General features: G+C 70.1%; 19 protein-coding genes. 12 read left to right on the top strand and 7 right to left on the bottom strand.

Annotated elements, in window-relative coordinates; translation table 11 throughout:
- From ITI46_RS24760 to ITI46_RS24750, 3 genes are all read right to left on the bottom strand, one after another.
- The coding region (locus ITI46_RS24760; protein ID WP_209241949.1) for a DUF2637 domain-containing protein at positions 1 to 163 on the bottom strand (163 nt) is incomplete at its 3' end.
- A 165-nt stretch (positions 164 to 328) separates the two neighbouring features.
- A complete protein-coding gene (locus ITI46_RS24755; protein ID WP_209241945.1) occupies positions 329 to 1,045 on the bottom strand; it encodes a DUF3558 domain-containing protein in 717 nt (238 codons plus the stop codon).
- 224 nt (positions 1,046 to 1,269) lie between these two features.
- A complete protein-coding gene (locus tag ITI46_RS24750) occupies positions 1,270 to 2,196 on the bottom strand; it encodes a hypothetical protein (protein WP_209241944.1) in 927 nt (308 codons plus the stop codon).
- Positions 2,197 to 2,616: 420 nt separating this feature from the next.
- Between ITI46_RS24750 and ITI46_RS24745 the strand changes: the two genes are divergently transcribed.
- Complete coding sequence (locus ITI46_RS24745; RefSeq protein ID WP_209241943.1) at positions 2,617 to 4,365, top strand: BCCT family transporter; 1,749 nt, start codon at positions 2,617 to 2,619, stop codon at positions 4,363 to 4,365.
- A gap of 44 nt (positions 4,366 to 4,409) precedes the next feature.
- Here the strand turns inward: ITI46_RS24745 and ITI46_RS24740 are convergent, their stop codons facing one another.
- Positions 4,410 to 5,168 (bottom strand): hypothetical protein, encoded by a 759-nt coding sequence (locus tag ITI46_RS24740; RefSeq protein ID WP_372452064.1) that lies wholly within the window; start codon positions 5,166 to 5,168, stop codon positions 4,410 to 4,412.
- A gap of 136 nt (positions 5,169 to 5,304) precedes the next feature.
- Here ITI46_RS24740 and hemL point away from each other — a divergent pair, with 136 nt between their 5' ends.
- The 7 genes from hemL to ITI46_RS24705 all read left to right on the top strand — a co-directional run bounded on the left by hemL (position 5,305) and on the right by ITI46_RS24705 (position 12,390).
- Positions 5,305 to 6,633 (top strand): glutamate-1-semialdehyde 2,1-aminomutase, encoded by a 1,329-nt coding sequence (gene hemL / locus ITI46_RS24735; RefSeq protein WP_209241942.1) that lies wholly within the window; start codon positions 5,305 to 5,307, stop codon positions 6,631 to 6,633.
- Positions 6,630 to 7,358 carry a histidine phosphatase family protein gene (locus tag ITI46_RS24730; protein ID WP_209241941.1) on the top strand — a complete coding sequence of 243 codons (729 nt, stop codon included), beginning with the start codon at positions 6,630 to 6,632 and terminating at the stop codon, positions 7,356 to 7,358. The genes hemL and ITI46_RS24730 overlap by 4 nt, the downstream gene beginning before the upstream one ends.
- A 112-nt stretch (positions 7,359 to 7,470) precedes the next feature.
- Positions 7,471 to 8,073 carry a TlpA family protein disulfide reductase gene (locus ITI46_RS24725; protein ID WP_209241940.1) on the top strand — a complete coding sequence of 201 codons (603 nt, stop codon included), beginning with the start codon at positions 7,471 to 7,473 and terminating at the stop codon, positions 8,071 to 8,073.
- Positions 8,074 to 8,080: 7 nt separating this feature from the next.
- Entirely contained in the window at positions 8,081 to 8,881 is an 801-nt protein-coding gene (locus ITI46_RS24720) for a cytochrome c biogenesis CcdA family protein (RefSeq protein WP_209241939.1), read from the top strand.
- A gap of 3 nt (positions 8,882 to 8,884) precedes the next feature.
- Entirely contained in the window at positions 8,885 to 10,627 is a 1,743-nt protein-coding gene (resB, locus tag ITI46_RS24715) for a cytochrome c biogenesis protein ResB (RefSeq protein WP_209241938.1), read from the top strand.
- Positions 10,624 to 11,760, top strand: a complete 1,137-nt coding sequence (gene ccsB, locus ITI46_RS24710; protein ID WP_209241937.1) for a c-type cytochrome biogenesis protein CcsB — start codon at positions 10,624 to 10,626, stop codon at positions 11,758 to 11,760. The genes resB and ccsB overlap by 4 nt, the downstream gene beginning before the upstream one ends.
- Positions 11,761 to 11,820: 60 nt before the next feature.
- A complete protein-coding gene (locus ITI46_RS24705) occupies positions 11,821 to 12,390 on the top strand; it encodes an SRPBCC domain-containing protein (protein WP_209241936.1) in 570 nt (189 codons plus the stop codon).
- Positions 12,391 to 12,585: 195 nt separating this feature from the next.
- On the opposite strand, the gene ITI46_RS24700 is transcribed toward ITI46_RS24705, so the two are convergent.
- Positions 12,586 to 12,981 carry a PLD nuclease N-terminal domain-containing protein gene (locus ITI46_RS24700; protein ID WP_209241948.1) on the bottom strand — a complete coding sequence of 132 codons (396 nt, stop codon included), beginning with the start codon at positions 12,979 to 12,981 and terminating at the stop codon, positions 12,586 to 12,588.
- Positions 12,982 to 13,127: 146 nt separating this feature from the next.
- On the opposite strand from ITI46_RS24700, the gene ITI46_RS24695 reads away from it, so the two are divergent.
- Genes ITI46_RS24695 through ITI46_RS24685 form a run of 3 tightly spaced genes read left to right on the top strand, consistent with a single transcriptional unit; the run spans position 13,128 to position 16,126 of the window.
- The gene (locus ITI46_RS24695) at positions 13,128 to 14,579 is read left to right on the top strand and encodes a menaquinone biosynthesis decarboxylase (RefSeq protein WP_209241935.1); all 1,452 of its coding nucleotides are present in this window, start codon (positions 13,128 to 13,130) and stop codon (positions 14,577 to 14,579) included.
- Entirely contained in the window at positions 14,576 to 15,496 is a 921-nt protein-coding gene (gene mqnP / locus ITI46_RS24690) for a menaquinone biosynthesis prenyltransferase MqnP (RefSeq protein ID WP_209241934.1), read from the top strand. Before ITI46_RS24695 ends, mqnP begins: the two co-directional genes overlap by 4 nt.
- Positions 15,497 to 15,544: 48 nt before the next feature.
- Entirely contained in the window at positions 15,545 to 16,126 is a 582-nt protein-coding gene (locus ITI46_RS24685) for a Uma2 family endonuclease (protein ID WP_209241933.1), read from the top strand.
- An 18-nt stretch (positions 16,127 to 16,144) separates the two neighbouring features.
- On the opposite strand, the gene ITI46_RS24680 is transcribed toward ITI46_RS24685, so the two are convergent.
- Together ITI46_RS24680 and ITI46_RS24675 are read right to left on the bottom strand one after the other, a co-directional pair.
- Positions 16,145 to 16,750, bottom strand: a complete 606-nt coding sequence (locus ITI46_RS24680) for a rhomboid family intramembrane serine protease (RefSeq protein WP_209241932.1) — start codon at positions 16,748 to 16,750, stop codon at positions 16,145 to 16,147.
- A 133-nt stretch (positions 16,751 to 16,883) separates the two neighbouring features.
- On the bottom strand, positions 16,884 to 18,113 hold the full coding sequence (locus tag ITI46_RS24675) for a hypothetical protein (RefSeq protein ID WP_247746526.1): 1,230 nt from the start codon (positions 18,111 to 18,113) through the stop codon (positions 16,884 to 16,886).
- A gap of 223 nt (positions 18,114 to 18,336) precedes the next feature.
- Between ITI46_RS24675 and ITI46_RS24670 the strand changes: the two genes are divergently transcribed.
- On the top strand, positions 18,337 to 18,988 hold a 652-nt coding region (locus ITI46_RS24670; protein ID WP_209241946.1), incomplete at its 3' end, for a UbiX family flavin prenyltransferase.

Raw genomic sequence — 18,988 nt, 5'->3', positions numbered from 1 at the left:
CGATGGGGAAGAACGGCGCGAAACCACCGAAGCCCTTCCGCTCGGCCAGATCACGCACCGCCGCATAAGAACCCGCGAAACCAATACCCGCGATCACCAACGCACCGGCGACCACAACGGCGATGAGTATGCGGTGTATTCGGGTCAGTTGTACGCCCTGCACAGGAGTTGTCCCCCACCCTCGGAAACTGGCGGGCCCAGCCTGGCACAAATGTGCGGCACTTTTTGGCCGTGCGGCGCCGCGGAGCCCGGCTCCTCGCTCCGAGGGGCCGGGCTCCGGTGCGTGCGGTGGTGCGCGTGGTGGTGCGCGTGACGGCGCGTGCGGCGGTTACTTGATCTGCTTGACCGCTTCCTTGGCCGCCTTCTCGGCCTGCTTCTTCACCTCGTCGGCGCCGGGCTTCTTGGCGTCCTCGAAGCCCGCGCCCTCGTAGTCGACGGTGAGCACGACATTGGCGGTACGGACGACGAGGCGCTCGGCGCGGTACTCCTCCGACTTGCCCTTGCTGTCGCCCTTCTTGGTCTCGTACGCGAGCGAGCTCGCCTGGTCGCCGATGCCGGAGACCTCGGACTCCTTGATGTTCCTGTTGTCCTTGTTGCTGGTCTTCTCGTCGGCCTGGAGCTTCAGATAGTCCGCGGCGCGCTTGTCGCCGGAGCCGATGGCCGGGTCGGAGTCGAAGCGCTTGAGCGAGAGCGTCAGCTGCCGGTAGTCGTACTTGTCCAGACCGCTCCACAGGCAGCTGTTGGAGTCGTTGGTGTCACCGGATCCGACGCGCTTGCCCGAGGCGTTCTTCGTCCCCGGCACCAGATCCTTCACCGTCTTCTTGCCGAGGCTCTTGCACGAGTCGGGCAGTTCCTTGAACTTCGCGGGCGCCACGGTGGGGGACTTGCTCGCGGAGGCCGAGGGGCTGTCGGACTCCTTGCCCTGGTCCGAGTCCGAGGAGCAGCCGGCCACCAGCAGGACGGGGAGCGCCACTGCCGCACAGGCGAGCGAGTTCCTGACGGTCTTGCTCCGTCGAGGGGCGTTGCGCGGGGCGTTTCGGTGCATGGTTCCTTCGCTTCCGGGGTCTTCACCAGTTGTGCCGAGCCGGGAGTGGCCTCGGTGCTGACGGAACGGTACGCGGCCCCTGGGGCGGTGTGGGCGTTTCGTGGCACCTTCCACAGCGTGGGACTGCCCACAGGTGGGACACGCCACAGCCGAGGGCGGTCCTTCGGGCGGTCCGCCGACTGATCGACGACGGTCCGACGACGGTCCGGCGACCGGCCCGAGGGTCAGTCCTCCTCGAAGCGCCCGGTGAGCTGCTCGGCGAGCTCGCGGGCCTTCTCCTGGAGTTCGTGGCTGTCCGGAATGCGATGCTTGTCGGTCACCCACTGGTCGTACTCGACGGTCGCGATCACGTTGGCAGTCCGGAAGACCAGGGTGATGTCCCGGTGCAGACCGGAGTCCGCGGTGTGCAGCTCGTCGTCGATGTAGGCGGCGTCACCGATGTCGTCCAGGGCCCGGGGGGCCAGGTCCTCGTCCGGGGTGGGGGAGGTGCTGTCCCCGGCGTCGCCGGTGTCGTCGGTGCCGTCTCCCGGGTCACCCGAACTGTCCCGGTCGTCTGAATCGCCCTTCTTTTCGGTGGGGGACGCATGGCCGTCCGGTGTCTCACCCGCCGACTGGCCCGAGGCGGACCCGCCAGGGGAGACGGCGATGCCGGCCTTGCGGGCCTTCTTGTCGTAGAGCCGCTCGGCCTGCTCGTCGTCGCTGACGGCCGGGTCGTAGGAGACCACCCGCTCGAAGTCGACGGACAGATGGCGGGTGCTGAGCGTGGTGGCGTCCTTCCAGCGGCAGCCCACGCGGCGGTCGGTGTCGTAGGTGACGCTCGACTCGCCCTCGAACGGGCCGGCACTGGCGCTGGGCGCGGCGCTGTCGTCGTCCTCGGCCGCCGCGGCGCCGGGCAGCATGTCGCGGAGCTGGCCGGTGCTGACCGTGCCGCAGGGCTCGGGGAGGGAGTCGTACTTGCCCGGCGCCGGTGCCGAGGGGGAGGCGGAGGAGCCGTCCGGCTTGCCGTCCTGGTCCTTGTCGGCGCCGGCCGAACCGGTGCAGGCGGTGAGGGCTCCGGTGAGAGCTCCGGTGAGCGCGAGGGCCAGCGCGGCGTTGGTCGCGTACGAGGCGAGCGCCCCGCGCTTCGCATACCTCTTTGCCCTCCGCGGCACGGCTGGCCTCCTCGTTCGGGGTCGTCGTCCGGGTCGTCCGGGTCGTCCGGGTCATCCGGGAAGTCCGGGTCGGCGTACGCCCGGAAAGCGTTCCGCTGACGGGGCGACGCCACATGTCTACCGCACCCGCCGCCCGGACGTCCGGTCACCCGGCCCCTATGGTGCGCGAAGTCAGGCTTTTCCCTTTCGTCGCCTTTCCGGGCTTTCCTTCTCCCGGGCTCCTGCCGCGCGCGCTGCCTCGGCCTCGGCCGACGGTCGCTGACTGTTGATCAACTATATGGCGCGCCCCGCGAGTTGCCGCCCTCGCCCGCCGCTGGAGCGGGCCGGGCGCCGGACTATTTACCCCCAGTCCGGGTAGCGGCCCTGACGAATTGCATCGGAGCGTCCCAAATCCATCGGAGGAAGGGGCAACAGACAACCGTGAAGCCTGAAACAGAGGGGGCTGCCGCCTCCAACGGGGTAGCGGCCCCAAGGCCGCAGACCGACCGGCTGGTATTCGGTGTCACCGCGCTTCTCACACTCGCTTTCGTCATCTGGGGAGCCGCCGCCACGGACTCCCTGGCGAACGTCTCGTCCGAGATGCTGAGCTGGACGATGCACAACGGCGGCTGGGCCTTCGTCCTCGCCGCGACCGGTTTCGTGATCTTCTCGCTGTGGCTGGCCTTCAGCCGCTACGGCAGGATCACCCTCGGCAAGGAGGGGGAGCAGCCGGAGTTCAGGACCGTCTCATGGATCGCGATGATGTTCAGCGCGGGCATGGGCATCGGCCTGATGTTCTACGGGGTGAGCGAGCCGCTGAGTCACTTCGGCGACCCGCCGCCCGGTACGAACCCGGGCAACGACGCGGCGCGTATGGAGACGTCGCTGGCCACCACGCTCTTCCACTGGACGCTGCACCCGTGGGCGATCTACGCGGTCGTGGGCCTGGCCATCGCCTACAGCTGCTTCCGCAGGGGCCGACGGCAGACGATCAGCGCCGTCTTCACCCCGCTGATCGGCGAACGGGCGGCCAACGGGTGGCTCGGCAAGGTCATCGACATCCTCGCCATCTTCGCGACACTGTTCGGCTCGGCCGCCTCGCTGGGGCTGGGCGCGCTGCAGATCGGCAGCGGCATGGAGGAGGCCGGCTGGGCGAGCAAGGTCGGCACCGGGGTGCTGGTCGCCGTGATCGCGGTGCTGACGGTGGCGTTCGTCGCGTCAGCCGTCTCGGGCGTCGAGAAGGGCATCCAGTGGCTGTCCAACATCAACATGGTGCTGGCGGGGCTGCTGGTGCTGTTCCTGTTCGTCGCCGGCCCGACCATCCTGATGCTCAACATGGTGCCGACCTCGCTCGGCAGCTTCCTGGGCGATCTTCCCCAGATGATCGGACGCACCGACTCCAGCAGCGGCAAGGGCGTCGCCGACTGGCTCGCCGGCTGGACGGTCTTCTACTGGGCCTGGTGGATCTCCTGGACGCCGTTCGTCGGCATGTTCATCGCCCGGATCAGCCGGGGCCGCACCATCCGCCAGTTCGTCGGCGGCGTGATCCTGGTGCCCAGCGTCGTGAGCCTCATCTGGTTCGCGATCTTCGGCGGTACGGCGATGAAACTGAGCTCCGACGGGGTGAAGCTGGGTGACACCCAGGAGGCCCAGCTGTTCAACGTGCTGAACGAGTACCCGATCGCGGGCGTGACCGGTCTCGTCGTCATGATCCTGGTCGGCATCTTCTTCGTCTCCGGCGCCGACGCGGCCTCGATCGTGATGGGCACCCTGTCGCAGAAGGGCACGCTGGAGCCCAGCCGGGGAGTCGTCATCGTCTGGGGCGTCCTCACCGGCGCCGTCGGCGCGGTGATGCTGATGATCGGCGGCGGCGGTGACGAAGCGCTGGAAGGGCTGAAGAACCTCACGATCCTGGTGGCCGTGCCGTTCACCGTCGTGATGATCGCCCTGTGCCTCGCGCTCAGCAAGGATCTGCGGCGGGATCCGCTGATCATCCGCACCGAGCGCGGCGAGGAGGCCGTGGGCAGTGCGGTGGTCGCGGCACATGAGCAGTACGGGGGTGAGTTCCAGTTCCGTATAGGCCCGGTGGACCCTGACGCGCCGAAGCTGGATGCCGAGGTGCTGGATGCGGAGGTTGCCCAGGCGGTCAACGATGCCCCTGCGGGGCCGGACGGAGCTGTGGGGGACTGACCATTACGGCGTCCCGCCACCTGTGGTGGGACGCCGGTGTTCCCTCACGGCCACACCAGGCAATACGCCTGGTGTCCGGCCTCGTGGAGGCGGTCGGAGAAGTCCTGCCAGCGATGGAGGAGTTGGTAGACATTGAACGCGTCCTGCGGACCGGCGCGGTCCGGAACCGTGGACCAGATGAAGGCCGCGGCACCGACCGTCTCCTCCCCGACCCCCCGCAGCGGGTCCACCACCGTCATCGGCAGCTTCACCACCGCGTAGTCCGGGTGCAGAACGACCAGTTCGAGCGGGGGAACGCGGTGCAGTGGTATCCCCTCGATCCCCGTCAGTACCATCGCCGCCATCGTCTCGGGCTTGATCTTGGTGAACATGCCCTGACCCAGCTCGTCCCCGCCCAGCTCCTCGGGGCGCATCGAGATGGGTACGCGCGCGGCCGTGGCACCGTCCGGTGCTCCGAAGTACTTGTAGGTCACCCCCACTCGGCCGCCACCCCTGCCGCTCCTGGTCTTTGCCGTGCTACCGATGCCGCCCGCGAGGCCGCCGCCCCGCACAAGGCCGCTGCCGCTCGTGGTGCTGCCGCTCGTGAGGCCGCCGCTCGTGGTGCCGCTCGCCGTCCCGCTCGCCGTCCCGCTCTCGGACGGGGCACCGCCGCCCGCCGTTCCCCCGTCCGCCATACCGCTGTTCGCGCCGCTCCCCGCCGTGGTTCCACTCTCGGCCGCAGTGCGCCTGTGGCGCCCCTGGGCTCGCTTCGGGCCAGTCTCCGAGGGGCCGGGCCCCTCTCCCAGTCCGCCACCGCGATGCATGTCACCACCCGACTGCTCATCCGAGCCGCACTGCCGTCCCCGTGCGGCCCGATCATCGTGTCAGAGACCTCCCCGTCCCGCGGAGTGTGAAACGCCCCCGGGCCCCCGCGCACGGGGCTCTGACACCATGGCTTTCGTGACTTACTCGTACAGCGCCCCAGTATCGCAGTCGCTCTTCGACCGTGCCGCCGCCGTGACGCCAGGAGGCGTGAACTCTCCGGTCCGCGCCTTCCGCGGCGTGGGCGGTACGCCCCGGTTCATGGTGTCCGGGGCCGGTCCCTACCTCACGGACGCGGACGGCAGGGAGTACGTCGACCTGGTCTGTTCCTGGGGGCCGATGATCCTCGGCCATGCGCACCCCGAGGTGACGGACGCCGCGCGCAGGGCCGTCGAGCGCGGCACCTCCTTCGGTACGCCCGTCGAGGACGAGGTGGCGCTCGCCGAGGAGATCGTGCGCCGTATCGACCCCGTTGAGCAGGTACGACTCGTCTCCTCCGGCACCGAGGCGACCATGTCGGCGATCCGTCTGGCGCGCGGATTCACCGGCCGTACCAAGGTGGTGAAGTTCGCCGGGTGCTACCACGGGCACGTCGATTCGCTGCTCGCCTCGGCCGGCTCCGGGGTCGCCACCCTCGGCCTGCCGGACACCCCGGGGGTCACCGGGGCGCAGGCGGGCGACACGATCGTGCTGCCGTATAACGATCTGGACGCGGTCCGCGAGGCGTTCGCCGCGCACCCCCGCGAGATCGCTTGTGTGATCACCGAGGCGGCGCCGGGCAACATGGGCATCGTCCCGCCGCGGGATGGCTTCAACCAGGCGCTGGCCGAGCTGTGCCGGGCCGACGGCGCGCTCTTCGTCTCCGACGAGGTGATGACCGGCTTCCGCGCGAGCGCACGCGGCTGGTACGGCATCGACGGCGTGACCCCCGATCTGATGACCTTCGGCAAGGTGATGGGCGGCGGCTTCCCCGCGGCGGCGTTCGGTGGCCGCAGGGACGTCATGGAGCACCTGGCGCCGGCCGGCCCCGTCTACCAGGCGGGCACGCTGTCCGGGAACCCGGTCGCCACCGCAGCGGGACTGGCCCAGCTGCGGCTGCTGGCCGAGAACGACTTCGCCGCGCACGCCGTGGTGGACGCGGCGGCCCGGCAAGTGCGCCAGCTGGTCGGCGAGGCGCTGAACAAGGAGGGCGTGGCGCACACGGTGCAGACGGCGGGCAGCATGTTCTCCGTCTTCTTCGGGGACTTCGGTGACGCGGGGGTCACCGACTACGCGGCGGCCAAGCAGCAGGAGTCCTTCCGTTTCACCGCGTTCTTCCACTCGATGCTCGCCCAGGGCGTCTATCTGCCGCCCTCCGGCTTCGAGGTGTGGTTCGTCTCAGCGGCGCACGACGAGCGTGCTCTCGAGCGCATCGCCGACGCGCTGCCCGCCGCCGCCCGCGCCGCTGCCGAGGCGGTGCCGGCATGAGCGAGCGCACCGTCCAGAACACCGCACAGGACAGCGCCGGGGACAAGACCGTCACCGTCGTCCATGTGATGCGGCACGGCGAGGTCGAGAATCCGGAAGGCATCCTCTACGGGCGGCTGGCCGGATACCACCTCTCCGAGCTGGGCCGCCGGATGGCCGACCGGGTCGCCGAGCACCTGGAGCGGCGTGACATCACCCACGTCGTCGCCTCCCCGCTGGAGCGCGCGCAGGAGACCGCGGCGCCGATCGCCAAGCTGCACGGCCTCGACGTCGGCACCGACGAGCGGCTGATCGAGGCGGGGAACGTCTTCCAGGGCAAGACGTTCGGGGTCGGCGACGGTGCGCTGCGCAGGCCGGAGAACTGGCGCCATCTGCGCAACCCCTTCCGCCCTTCCTGGGGCGAGCCGTACCTCGAGCAGGTCGTGCGGATGCGGGGGGCGGTCGAGAGCGCCAAGGACGCGGCGTACGGGCACGAGGCCGTCTGCGTCAGTCACCAGCTGCCCATCTGGATACTGCGCAGCTTCGTCGAGCGGCGCAGGCTCTGGCACGATCCGCGGCGCCGGCAGTGCACGCTCGCCTCGCTGACGAGCTTCACTTTCCTCGGGGACCGGATCGTTTCGGTCGGCTACTCCGAACCCGCCCGGGACCTGGTGCCGGCCCACCTCCGCGCCGGCGCGAAGCGCCCCAAGGGAGGGAGCGGTCAGAACCGCGCCGCGGGCGCCTGACTCCGCCCCTTCAGGGGGTGCCTACGCCCCGCCACCCGCTGCGGGGCGGCGGGGGAACAGCGAGGGAGGGGGCGCGGAAGATCCGTAAAGGGGCGCATGCGAAACTTTTCACATGAGCCAGACCCGCGCCTCCCGCCGCCGCGCCACCCTGCTGGCCGCCGGGATCGCCACCGGCACCCTGCTGCTGTCCGCCTGCAGCGGCACGCAGACCGGTTCGTCCTCCGGCGACACCAAGTTCGTCAAGGGCACGGGCGAGATCACCAAGGTCGCCGAAGGCAACCGCACCTCGGTGCCCGACCTGCGAGGCCCCTCGGTGGACGGCAAGAAGCTGAAGCTCTCCGACTACAAGGGCAAGGTCGTCGTCCTGAACGTCTGGGGCTCGTGGTGCAGCCCCTGCCGCGCCGAAGCCCCCAACCTGGCCAAGGTCGCCCGGGACACCAAGGGCAAGGACGTCCAGTTCCTCGGCATCAACACCCGTGACCTGGACAAGGCCAACGCCAAGGCGTTCGAGCGGAACTACGAGATCGACTACCCGAGCTTCTACGACCCCAGCGGCAAGCTCATCCTCAAGTTCCCCAAGAACACCCTCTCCCCGCAGGCCATCCCCTCCACGCTGATCCTGGACAAGGACGGCAAGGTCGCGGTGCGGGCTCTGAAGGAACTGAGCGAGAAGGAGCTGCGCTCGGCGCTCGACCCCCTGACCGACGCGAAGTGACCACCCCATGACCTCCCTCGCGGCAACCCCTCTCGCGGCAACCTCCCTGGCGGCAACGGGAATGAACGGCACCGTCCTCAACGGCGCGCTGCTGCTCGCCCTGCCCATCGCGCTGCTCGGCGGGCTGGTCTCGTTCTTCTCGCCGTGCGTGCTGCCGCTGGTACCGGGCTACCTCTCCTACGTCACCGGCGTCAGCGGAACCGATCTGGCCGAGGCGCGGCGGGGGCGGATGTTCCTGGGCGCGGGGCTGTTCGTGCTCGGTTTCACCGTCGTCTTCGTCTCCGGCGGCGCCCTCTTCGGCGGTTTCGGCGCCACTCTCCAGGAGAACCGCACCGTGATCTCCCGGGCGCTGGGCGGGCTGACGATACTGCTCGGGCTCGCCTTCATGGGCGCGCTGGGACCGCTGACCCGCTTCACCCAGCGCGAGCTGCGTATCCACAAGCGGCCCGCGATAGGGCTGGCCGGTGCGCCGATGCTCGGGGTGCTCTTCGGCATCGGCTGGACGCCGTGCATCGGGCCCACCCTCGCTGCCGTACTGACGCTCTCCTCCAACCAGGCCAGCGCCGGGCGGGGCGCGCTGCTGACGGTGGCCTACTGCCTGGGTCTGGGGGTGCCGTTCGTCGTCGCCGCGGTCGCCTTCCGGCGGGCGCTGGGCGCCTTCGGCTGGGTGAAGCAGCACTACGCGTGGGTCATGCGGATCGGCGGCGGGATGCTCGTCGCGGTCGGCGTGCTGCTCGTCACAGGCATCTGGGACCGGATCGTCTACGAGATCACGGTCTGGTCGTCCGACTTCACGGTGGGGATCTGATCCATGAGCACGACCGAGGCCGACGCCGACAAGGCGACCGAGGCCGCAGGCGAGCGCGAGGCCACGGCCCAGCTGTCGACGGCCCCCGGCGAGGAGCGGCTGAACGTTCCCTCACTGGGCCCGCTGGGCTGGCTGCGCTGGTTCTGGCGGCAGCTCACCTCGATGCGCGTCGCCCTGATCCTGCTCTTCCTGCTGTCGCTGGGCGCCATCCCCGGGTCGGTCATCCCGCAGACGCCCGTCGACGCACTCAAGGTCGAGCGGTTCCGCGAGGAGCACACCACCCTCGCCCCGCTCTACGACAAGCTCCAGCTCTTCGACGTCTACACGTCGGTCTGGTTCTCGGCGATCTACATCCTGCTGTTCATCTCGCTGGTCGGCTGCATCGTGCCGCGCACCTGGCAGTTCGTCGGCCAGCTGCGCTCCCGCCCGCCGCGCGCCCCGCGCCGGCTTGACCGGATGCCGGTCTACGCGACCTGGCGCACCGACGCCGACCCCGAGCAGGTGCTGGGGGCCGCGCGCTCGCTGCTGAAGCGCAGGCGGTTCCGTACGCACCAGGACGGCGACGGCAGCAGCCGCGGCGACGCCGTCGCCTCGGAGAAGGGCTATCTGCGCGAGGTGGGCAATCTGCTCTTCCACATCGCGCTGATCGTGCTGCTGCTGGCCTTCGCCTCCGGGCAGCTGTTCAAGTCGGAGGGCCGCAAACTGATCGTGCAGGGCGACGGGTTCTCCAACGTCCTCACCCAGTACGACGACTTCCGGTCCGGCTCGCTCTTCAGGGCCGACATGCTCGACCCCTTCGGTTTCCGGCTGAAGAAGTTCCACGCCACCTACGAGGAGAGCGGCCCCAACAAGGGCACACCGCGCGACTACCGCGCCGACATCGCCTACACCGAGGGCGCGAGCAGCAAGGAGAAGAACGCCGCGATCAAGGTGAACCACCCGCTGTCGATCGGCTCCTCCAAGGTCTACCTGATCGCCAACGGCTACGCGCCCGCGGTCACCGTCAAGGACGGCAAGGGCAACATCGCCTACCGCGGCCCGGTTCCCTTCCTCCAGCAGGACAACAACCAGACCTCCAGCGGTGTGGTGAAGGTCACCGACTATCTGGACGCCAAGGGCCGCAAGGACCAGCTCGGCTTCCAGGGCTTCTTCGTCCCCGACTTCGAGCCGGGCAGCGGCACCATGTTCTCCCAGTCGCCCAGCCTGAAGAACCCGGCGATGTTCCTGACCGCCTACCACGGCAACCTGGGCGTCGACGGCGGGCCGGCCCAGAACGTGTACCAGCTGGACACGAAGAACATGACCAAGTTCAAGGACAAGGACGGCGGCCCCTTCGCCAAGAAGCTCACCCCCGGCGACACCATGACCCTCCCGAACGGGGCCGGCAGCCTCAAGTTCGACGGCGTCAAGCAGTGGGCCAACTTCCAGGTCTCCCACCAGGTGGGCAACGACTGGGCGCTGGGCGGTGCCCTCACCGCCATCGCGGGCCTCGCGGGCTCCCTGTTCATCCAGCGCCGCAGGGTGTGGGTGCGGGCGTACGCGGCGGACGACGGGCGTACCGTCGTCGAGATGGCCGGGCTCGGCCGCAGCGAGTCGGCCCGCCTGCCCGACGAACTCGCCTCCCTGGCCACGGACATGCAGGACGCGGCGCCGGTCGCGTCCGAGGACACCACCGCAGACGCCGCCGCAGAGACCGCCACAGACTCCGACGATCCTGCTGACGCCCCCGAAGGAGCAGGCAAGTGAACCTCCTCGCAGCCGAACCCAACGAGCAGCTCGCCCAGATCAGCAACTATCTGATCTATTCGGCGATGGCCGTCTATGTCCTGGCCTTCTTCGCCTACATCGCCGAGTGGACGTTCGGCTCCCGCAGCAAGGTGGGCCGTACCGCCGCCGCGCTGACGCAGAAGGCCGGGGACGAAGGGGCCGTGCCGGCGCAGGAGTCCGGCGTCTCCGTACGGGTGAAGAAGGAGGCGGGCGGCGGCACGGCGGTGCTGGAGAAGCCCGCGCCCGCAGCCCCCGCATCGCCGAAGATCGTCACCCGCTCCAGCAGCGGTCGCCGCGGCGACCTGCCCGACGGCCCCGGCGCAGCGGCGGGCGACGAGCAGGGCGACATGTACGGGCGGATCGCGATCTCGCTCACCGTGCTGGCCTTCCTGCTGCACTGCGCCGGGGTGGTGACCCGCTCGCTGTCCGTGCAGCGTGCCCCCTGGGGCAACATGTACGAGTTCTCGACGGCCTTCTCGATGGTCGCCGTCGGCGCCTACCTGTGCTTCCTGCTGGCCAAGAAGAACGTCCGCTGGATCGGTCTGCCGCTGGTCACCACCGTGCTGCTGGACCTGGGCCTGGCCGTCACCGTGCTCTACACCGACAGCGACCAGCTCGTCCCCGCCCTGCACTCCTACTGGCTGTGGATCCACGTCTCCCTGGCCATCATCTGCGGCGCGCTGCTCTACCTGGGCTTCGTCGGCTCCCTGCTCTACCTCTTCCGGGACACCTACGAGACCAAGCTGCTGCGCGGCGGCAAGCCCGGGAGCGTCGTCTCCTCGATCATGGAGCGGCTCCCCTCGGCGAACTCGCTGGACAAGTTCGCCTACCGGATCAACGCGACCGTCTTCCCCTTCTGGACCTTCACCATCGTCGCCGGCGCCATCTGGGCGGGCGACGCCTGGGGCCGCTACTGGGGCTGGGACCCGAAGGAGGTCTGGTCGTTCATCACCTGGGTCGCCTACGCTTGCTACCTGCACGCGCGCGCCACAGCGGGCTGGAAGGGCCGTAAGGCGGCATACCTCGCGCTGCTCGCCTTCGCCTGCTTCCTGTTCAACTACTACGGCGTCAACATCTTCTTCAACGGCAAGCACTCGTACGCAGGAATCTGAGGGGCCCTTCCCCCGGGGGCCGGCTCTCTCCCGCGTGCCGGACGAAGGCAAGGCGGAGCTATGAGCACCGAAAGCCGGCTTGGGACCGTGGCCTCCCTTCCCTACGACATCCCGTACGGGACGGCGCGGAGCAGTGCGTGCGGTGCGGCGCACACCGTCGGCTTCGAGCTGTCGTTCCCGCATCCGCTGGAGAGCGTCTGGGCTGCGGTCGCCACCCCCGCCGGGCTGCGGGGCTGGCTGGCTGCCGCCGAGCCGTTCGAGCCGGGCCCCGGCGGAGCGGTGACGCTGCGCCGGCTGAACGGCGGCCATGAGGGCTCCGGCGAGGATGGTTTCGCCGCCTCGGGGCGGATCACCGCCTGGTCGCGGCGGCGGCTCGCCGAGTACACGATCGACGGGCGCGGCTCCTTCGGATTCACCTTGCGGGGCTCCCTGGACGACGACCGCACCCGGGTGCGGTTCCGCAACGACTTCACGGGGGACGGGGAACGAGTGCTCGACGTCCTCGCGGGCTGGCACCAGCACTTCGAACTGCTCGCCGAGGTGTTGCGGGGCCACCCCACGGACTGGTCCACCTGGACCCCGGCCCGCTTCACCGAACTCCGCGCGGAGTACGCACTCTCCCGCGCGTGAGGGCACTCCCTCTCCTTGCCGCTCTCCCCCTTTCTCGCCGCAACGGCGACAAGCCACAACGGTCAGGGTCCGGCGGCATGGACGACGGCCTGAGCCCGTCGACGATTCGCTGGACACTCTTCGTCGGGGCTGGGCGCCGCTGCGGCGAAAAAGAGGGGTGGCGGGACAAAAAGGGAGCCGCACTAAAGGGAGGGCTCAGCCCTCGTCGCGGTCCTGGCGGTTGCGGAGCTCCTCGTCCGGGTGCTCCGAGCGGGAGGGCTCCGTGCGGGGCGGCTCCGCGTCCTTCGGGGGCTCTCCGGCAGGGGGCTCCGCGGGGGACTGGCCCAGGGACTTGAGGAAGTCCGGATTGTCGTCCGGGGCAACCCAGCGCCGCTCATCGGCACGTACCGCGCCATAAGGGGCGTTCCGCCGTGGCCGTCCCACCACGAACCAGGCGATGGGCCCCAGCAGCACCTGCCCGAACAGCAGAATGATGATGACCCACACCACCTTCGGCAGCTTGCGCACCTCGTTCTCGGGGGTGTTCAGGCAGTCGATGAAGGCATAGATCCACAGGGCGAGGACCAGGAGAAAGGGCAGAAGCCTGATGATCACGCGGAACGCCCCCTGAGCGAGAGATGCCACCGGACGGATGCGGGGTGGGGCCCCGGCGCGCGGGTCTCCACGGAGCCAGCGTAATGGCCCGCGCCAAACCCCCGGCGCTCAGGGCGCGGACATCAGGGAGGATACTGAGGCGTATGGCATACGACGATCTCCGCTCGCTGCTGCGAGCCCTGGAGCGTGACCGTGACCTCGTACGGGTCAAGGCCGAGGTCGACCCGCACCTGGAGGTCGGGGAGCTCGTCGACCGGGTGAACAAGGCGGGCGGCCCCGCGCTGCTGTTCGAGAACGTCAAGGGCTCGGACCTGCCGCTGGCCATGAACGTCTACGGCACCGACCGCCGCCTCCTCAAGGCGCTCGGCCTCTCCTCGTACGACGAGATCAGCGAGAAGATCGGCGGCCTGCTCAAGCCCGAGCTCCCGCAGGGATTCGTCGGCTTCCGGGAGGCGTTCGGGAAGCTCGGCGCGATGACGCACGTACCGCCGAAGAAGGTCAAGGACGCGCCCGTACAGGAGGTCGTCCAGCAGGGTGACGAGGTGGACCTGGAGCGGCTGCCCGCCCTGTTCACCTGGCCCGAGGACGGCGGCTCGTTCTTCAACCTGGGCCTCACCCACACCAAGGACCCCGACACCGGCGTACGGAACCTGGGCCTCTACCGGCTCCAGCGGCACGACCGCCGCACCATCGGGATGCACTGGCAGATCCACAAGGACAGCCGCAACCACTACCAGGTCGCGGCCCGGCGCGGCGAGAAACTGCCGGTCGCCATCGCCTTCGGCTGCCCGCCCGCCGTCACCTACGCCTCCACGGCGCCGCTCCCGGCCGACATCGACGAGTATCTGCTGGCCGGCTTCCTGCAGGGCAAGCGCGTGGAGATGGTGGACTGCAAGACCGTCCCGCTCCAGGTGCCCGCCGCCGCCGAGGTGGTGCTGGAGGGGTGGCTGGAGCCGGGCGAGATGCGGCCGGAGGGCCCGTTCGGCGACCACACCGGCTTCTACACGCCGCAGGAGCCCTTCCCCGCGCTGACCATCGACTGCGTGACGATGCGGAAGCGGCCGCTGCTGCAGTCCATCGTGGTGGGCCGGCCGCCGACCGAGGACGGGCCGCTGGGCCGGGCCACCGAGCGGTTCTTCCTGCCGCTGCTGAAGGTCATCGTGCCGGACATCGTCGACTACCACCTGCCCGAGTCGGGCGGCTTCCACAACTGCGCGATCGTCGCCATCGACAAGCGCTACCCCAAGCACGCACAGAAGGTGATGCACGCCATCTGGGGCGCACACATGATGTCGCTGACCAAGCTCATCGTCGTCGTGGACAAGGACTGCGACGTGCGGAACCTGCACGAGGTCTCCTGGCGGGCGCTGGGCAATGTGGACTACGCACGCGACCTGACGGTGGTCGAGGGCCCCGTCGACCACCTCGATCACGCCTCCTACCAGCAGTTCTGGGGAGGCAAGGCAGGTATCGACGCCACCGCGAAACTGCCCGAGGAGGGCTACACGCGCGACGGCGGCTGGCCGCAGATGATCGAGTCGGACCCGCGCGTGGCCGACCTGGTGACCCGCCGCTGGAAGGAGTACGGCCTGTGACCAGCGCTGCTGAAGGAGTGCTCGGGCCCGGCCCGGGCGCGGACATCGGGCGGGTGCGGGCCTTCCTCCGGCTCGTCGTCATCGAGCACTCGGTCTTCGCGCTGCCGTTCGCCTACATCGCCGCACTCACCGCGATGTTCCACGACAGCCGCAGCGTCCACTGGTGGCAGCTGTTCCTGGTGACGGTGGCCATGGTGGGGATGCGGACGTTCGCGATGGCCGCCAACCGGATCATCGACCGGGAGATCGACGCCCGCAACCCGCGCACCGCGGGGCGCGAGCTGGTCACCGGCGCGGTGTCCGTCCGTACGGCCTGGACCGGCGCTGTCGTCGCCCTCGTGGTCTTCCTGGGCGCCGCCGCGCTGCTCAACCCGCTCTGCCTCGCCCTGGCGCCGCTCGCCGTGCTCCCGATGGTGGTCTATCCGTACGGGAAGCGCTTCACCAACTACCCGCACGCCATCCTCGGCCTCGCCCAGGCCATCGGGCCCACCGGCGCGTGGATCGCCGTCACCGGCGCCTGGTCGTGGCACGCCGTCGTGCTCGGTCTGGCCGTGGGCATCTGGATCGGCGGCTTCGACCTGATCTACGCCTGCCAGGACGTGGCCGCCGACCGCGCCAACGGCGTCAAGTCCGTGCCGGCCCGCTTCGGCACCGCCGCCGCCATCCACGCCACCCGCGCGGCGCACCTGCTCACCACCGCACTGCTGGTCGCCTTCGCCCTGCTCACCCACGCCGGTGCCTTCTTCTGGCTCGGCCTGGTGATCGTCGCGGCCGCCTTCGGCTACGAGCACACCATCGTCCGCCCCCACGACCTCTCCCGCCTCAACCGCGCCTTCTTCCAGGTCAACAGCTTCATCGGCGTTGCCCTCTTCGGGTGCGCCCTGCTCGATCTGGCGGTGCGTGGGCTGGGCGTCTGAGTAGCGTGCCGAGGTCCGAACGAGCACGTATGTGAAGGGGCAGGTCCCGTGACGACTTCGCAGACAGGGCGCCTGCGCTCCCGGCTCAGCCGCCTGGAGGACCAGTTCCCCGGCTGCCACGCGGAGATCGTGGGCGGCACCATCGTGCTCGTTCCCCTCCAGCCGTTCCACGGCAGGACGATGTGGTCGGTGGTGCACGGACTGGCAGCACAGCTCGGGCCGGAGTGGGCGTGCATCTCCGACGTCGCGTTCCCCTTCACCGACGTCGACGAGCTCTGCCCCGATGTAGCTGTGGTCCCCCGCTCCGAGGCCGACCGCAACCTCAGCGCCTACTCTCCGGACCTGATCGAGCTGGCCGTCGAGGGCGTCTCGCCCAGCAGCGTCCGCCACGACTACGTCGTCAAGGACCGGCTGTACGCGCAGCGTGGGATCGCGCACTACCTGATCTCCGACCCCTACCGCGCCGAGTGCACGACGATGTGGCATCCCGGCCCGGAGGGCTACCGGGGCCGGGATGTGATCCCGTACGGCAAGCCCGTCGAGCTCACCCTGGAGATCGGCGAGGTGCGGATCGAGACGGACGAGCTGCCCATCGACCGGGAAACCCGCATCCAGGGCCCCGACCGGTGACCCCGCCCCGGGAAGGGGTCAGTGCCAGGCCGGTTTGCCCTCGGTCAGGGAGCGGGGTTCGGCGGTGAGGCGGGCGGCGAGGACGCCGCCTATCAGGCCGAAGAGGTGGCCCTGCCAGGAGACGCCGGACTCGGTGGGCAGAACGCCCCACAGGATGGAGCCGTAGAAGACGGCGACGACCGTGCCGAGGGCGACGTCCGTGATCCGGCGGTCCACGAAACCGCGGGCCAGCAGATAGCCGAAGAGGCCGAAGATCAGGCCGGAGGCGCCCGCCGTGTTGCTGTTCGCCGGGGCGATCAGCCAGACACCGAGGCCGCTGACCACGACGATGATCGTGGCGACGACGAGGAAGCGCCCCACCCCGCGCAGCGCCGCGAGGAAGCCGAGGATCAGCAGCGGCAGCGTGTTGGCTATCAGATGCTCGAAGCCGAAGTGCATGAAGGCGCTGGGGATCACATCGACCAGCTCACCGAGGCGCCGGGGCTGTATACCGAAGGTGTCCAGCGCGTTGCCCGACGCCTGGTCCACCGCCTCCAGCACCCACAGCAGCGCCACCCAGCCGACGATCAGCTTCCCGGCCGCCATCGCCTTGGCGCCGCCCGAGCCGCCCAAGTCCTTCGCCATGCTCGCCTCCCTCGCGAGGAGCGTCCCCCGCAGGACATACCCCGTCACGCTGTACAACGGCGCACGGTGCGCCGACGGTTCCCGTGCCGGCCTTCAGGGGCCCTGTCCCACACCGCCCCGACCCAGGATGGCCTCAGATGTCGCCCGTGCCCAGAGCGCCGTACATCACCGCGGCCAGCAGGTCCTGCGGCTTCAGTTCGCGGGCGCCGTCGGGGGCCTGCACGGAGACGGCGTCACCGCCGCCGAAGTCCATCCGCAGCGGGAGGTGCACCTTCCCGGCCCCCTTGCCGTCCTTGCCACCCTCGTCGTCGAGGAACTGGCCCAGGTCGACGGTGAGCCCCGTCAGCTGGCCGCGCCGGATCTGGAGGTCGGCGCTGACGGTCCTGTCGGGCACCGTCGTCGGGTCCAGCCGGGCGCCCAGCGCCTCCAGCGCCCGCGACAGGTCGGGCGCTGCGCGGCGCGCCGGCATGGTCACCTTCACATGCTCGGCGCCGCCGTACTCGCCCGCCTTGTGGAACCGGGCGTGCTCGCCCAGGGTCTTCTCCAGCCCCTCGAGGAACTCCCGCTCGGACTCCCCGTTGAGCGCGCGGCCGGCTGCTGTCGCGCGGCTCAGCCGCTTGCTCGTCTCGTCGCTCTGCTCGGAGTCCGCGCCGTGCTGTGGGGGAACGCGCCGCTTCCCGTCCCGGTGCTCGTCCTTCTTCTCCTCCGCGGTGATCTCCTGCGCGGCGCGCGCGAAGTCGTCGAAGGACTCGGGGTCGATCTCCACCCACCTGCCCTTGAGCGCGTCCTTGGCCGAACCGAGCGTCATCGGCAGGTCCTTGGCCAGGGAGACGATGGTGCGGGCGCGCTTGCGGTCCGCCTTCGAACCGTCCGTCTGCGCGACGAGGGAGCGCAGGTTCATCCGGACGTAGAGCTTCTCCTCGACCGACTTGGCGGCCAGCACGTCCTTGCCGCCGAAGTTGACGGCCGCGGCGAACCTGAGGCGTTCGGACCGGCTCAGCTCCTTGAGCGGGGTCTCCTCGCGGTCGGACCCGACGGCGAAGGTGAGTTCGCCGCGGGTGAGGAGCGAGGCCGCGTGCCGGACCGAGCCGGCGTCGTCGCCGCCGGCGGCGCGCAGGAACTTCTCGGCCTGCGCCCTGCTGCCGTCCACCGACACCAGCACGGAGGCGGAAGGCTGTTCGCCCAGCTTCTCGAAGGCGTGCTTCACCTTGAGCCCGGTCGTCACCTTCTCGGCCATGGAACAGCCGGTGACGGAAACGGCGAGAACCGTCGCACAGGCCGCCGCGGCGGCGGCCTGCCCGCTGTGCCGCAAGTGGCTGACGTGCCGTCGGTTGCTGAAGAGGTGAGGGCGGAAGACACGCATGCGTTGAGGCTAGCGCCCGTTGGGCGTACCCGGCATGGCGGCTGCGCCACGAAGGGACGCGGGGAACGGCGCGAGCCACCACGCCCCACCCACAGACCGCAGCGAACGGACAGGACCACCCCCTTCCCTGCGGCCCAAGGGGGCACAGCCCCGGCACAGGGGCACAGTCTTCCCGACACAGAGGAGCGACCACAGCAAGACGTAGGGTCGAGGCGTGAGTGACATGGCACGCGCCCCCTGGCTGGTGGGGGTCTCCGGCGCATCGGGGACCCCCTACGCGGCGGCGGTCATCCGGGCGCTCCTGGACGCGGGCGAGGACGTCGACCTCATCGTCAGCCGCGCCTCCCGGCTGACGATCCTGGACGAGACCGGGCACCCCTTCCGGGACGCCCACGCGGAGCAGGATCTGCGCCGCTGGCTGGCCCGCGGCGCCGACGGCAGCCCGGACGCGTTCGACGCGGACCCGGCCCGGGTGCGGCACTGGTCCCCGGGGGATCTGGCGGCGGGACCGTCCTCCGGCTCGTACCCCGTCAAGGGCATGCTGGTGGTCCCTGCGAGCACGGCGTGCGTGGCCGGGGTGGCGCTGGGGCTCTCGAAGGACCTGCTGCAACGCGCTGCCAGCGTGACGCTGAAGGAGCGCCGCCCGCTCGTCGTCGCCGTACGGGAGACCCCGCTGAACGGCCAGACGCTGCGCCACCTGGTCACGCTGGACGACGCGGGCGCGGTGGTGCTGCCCGCTTCCCCGGCCTTCTACGCGGGCGCCCGGCACATCCAGGACCTGGTGGACTTCGTGGCGGGCCGGGTGCTGGACGCCGCGGGGGTGCCGCACAGCCTCTACAGGCGTTGGGAAGGGGAACTCGGGCGGGGGGCGGGGG

The sequence above is a fragment of the Streptomyces oryzae genome, assembly GCF_017676365.1.
Lineage (GTDB): Bacteria > Actinomycetota > Actinomycetes > Streptomycetales > Streptomycetaceae > Streptomyces > Streptomyces oryzae.
The sequence above is the reverse complement of the archived record's forward strand: the minus strand, read 5'-3'. Positions and strand labels throughout refer to the sequence as shown.

Excerpts from the sequence above, each read along its gene's own strand:
- ITI46_RS24740 (WP_372452064.1), bottom strand. The coding sequence starts at position 5,168 with ATGCATCGCGGTGGCGGACTGGGAGAGGGGCCCGGCCCCTCGGAGACT.
- ITI46_RS24675 (WP_247746526.1), bottom strand. The coding sequence starts at position 18,113 with ATGCGTGTCTTCCGCCCTCACCTCTTCAGCAACCGACGGCACGTCAGC.
- ITI46_RS24680 (WP_209241932.1), bottom strand. The coding sequence starts at position 16,750 with ATGGCGAAGGACTTGGGCGGCTCGGGCGGCGCCAAGGCGATGGCGGCC.
- ITI46_RS24755 (WP_209241945.1), bottom strand. The coding sequence starts at position 1,045 with ATGCACCGAAACGCCCCGCGCAACGCCCCTCGACGGAGCAAGACCGTC.
- ITI46_RS24695 (WP_209241935.1), top strand. The coding sequence starts at position 13,128 with ATGGCATACGACGATCTCCGCTCGCTGCTGCGAGCCCTGGAGCGTGAC.
- ITI46_RS24705 (WP_209241936.1), top strand. The coding sequence starts at position 11,821 with ATGAGCACCGAAAGCCGGCTTGGGACCGTGGCCTCCCTTCCCTACGAC.
- ITI46_RS24730 (WP_209241941.1), top strand. The coding sequence starts at position 6,630 with ATGAGCGAGCGCACCGTCCAGAACACCGCACAGGACAGCGCCGGGGAC.
- ITI46_RS24725 (WP_209241940.1), top strand. The coding sequence starts at position 7,471 with ATGAGCCAGACCCGCGCCTCCCGCCGCCGCGCCACCCTGCTGGCCGCC.
- ITI46_RS24720 (WP_209241939.1), top strand. The coding sequence starts at position 8,081 with ATGACCTCCCTCGCGGCAACCCCTCTCGCGGCAACCTCCCTGGCGGCA.
- resB (WP_209241938.1), top strand. The coding sequence starts at position 8,885 with ATGAGCACGACCGAGGCCGACGCCGACAAGGCGACCGAGGCCGCAGGC.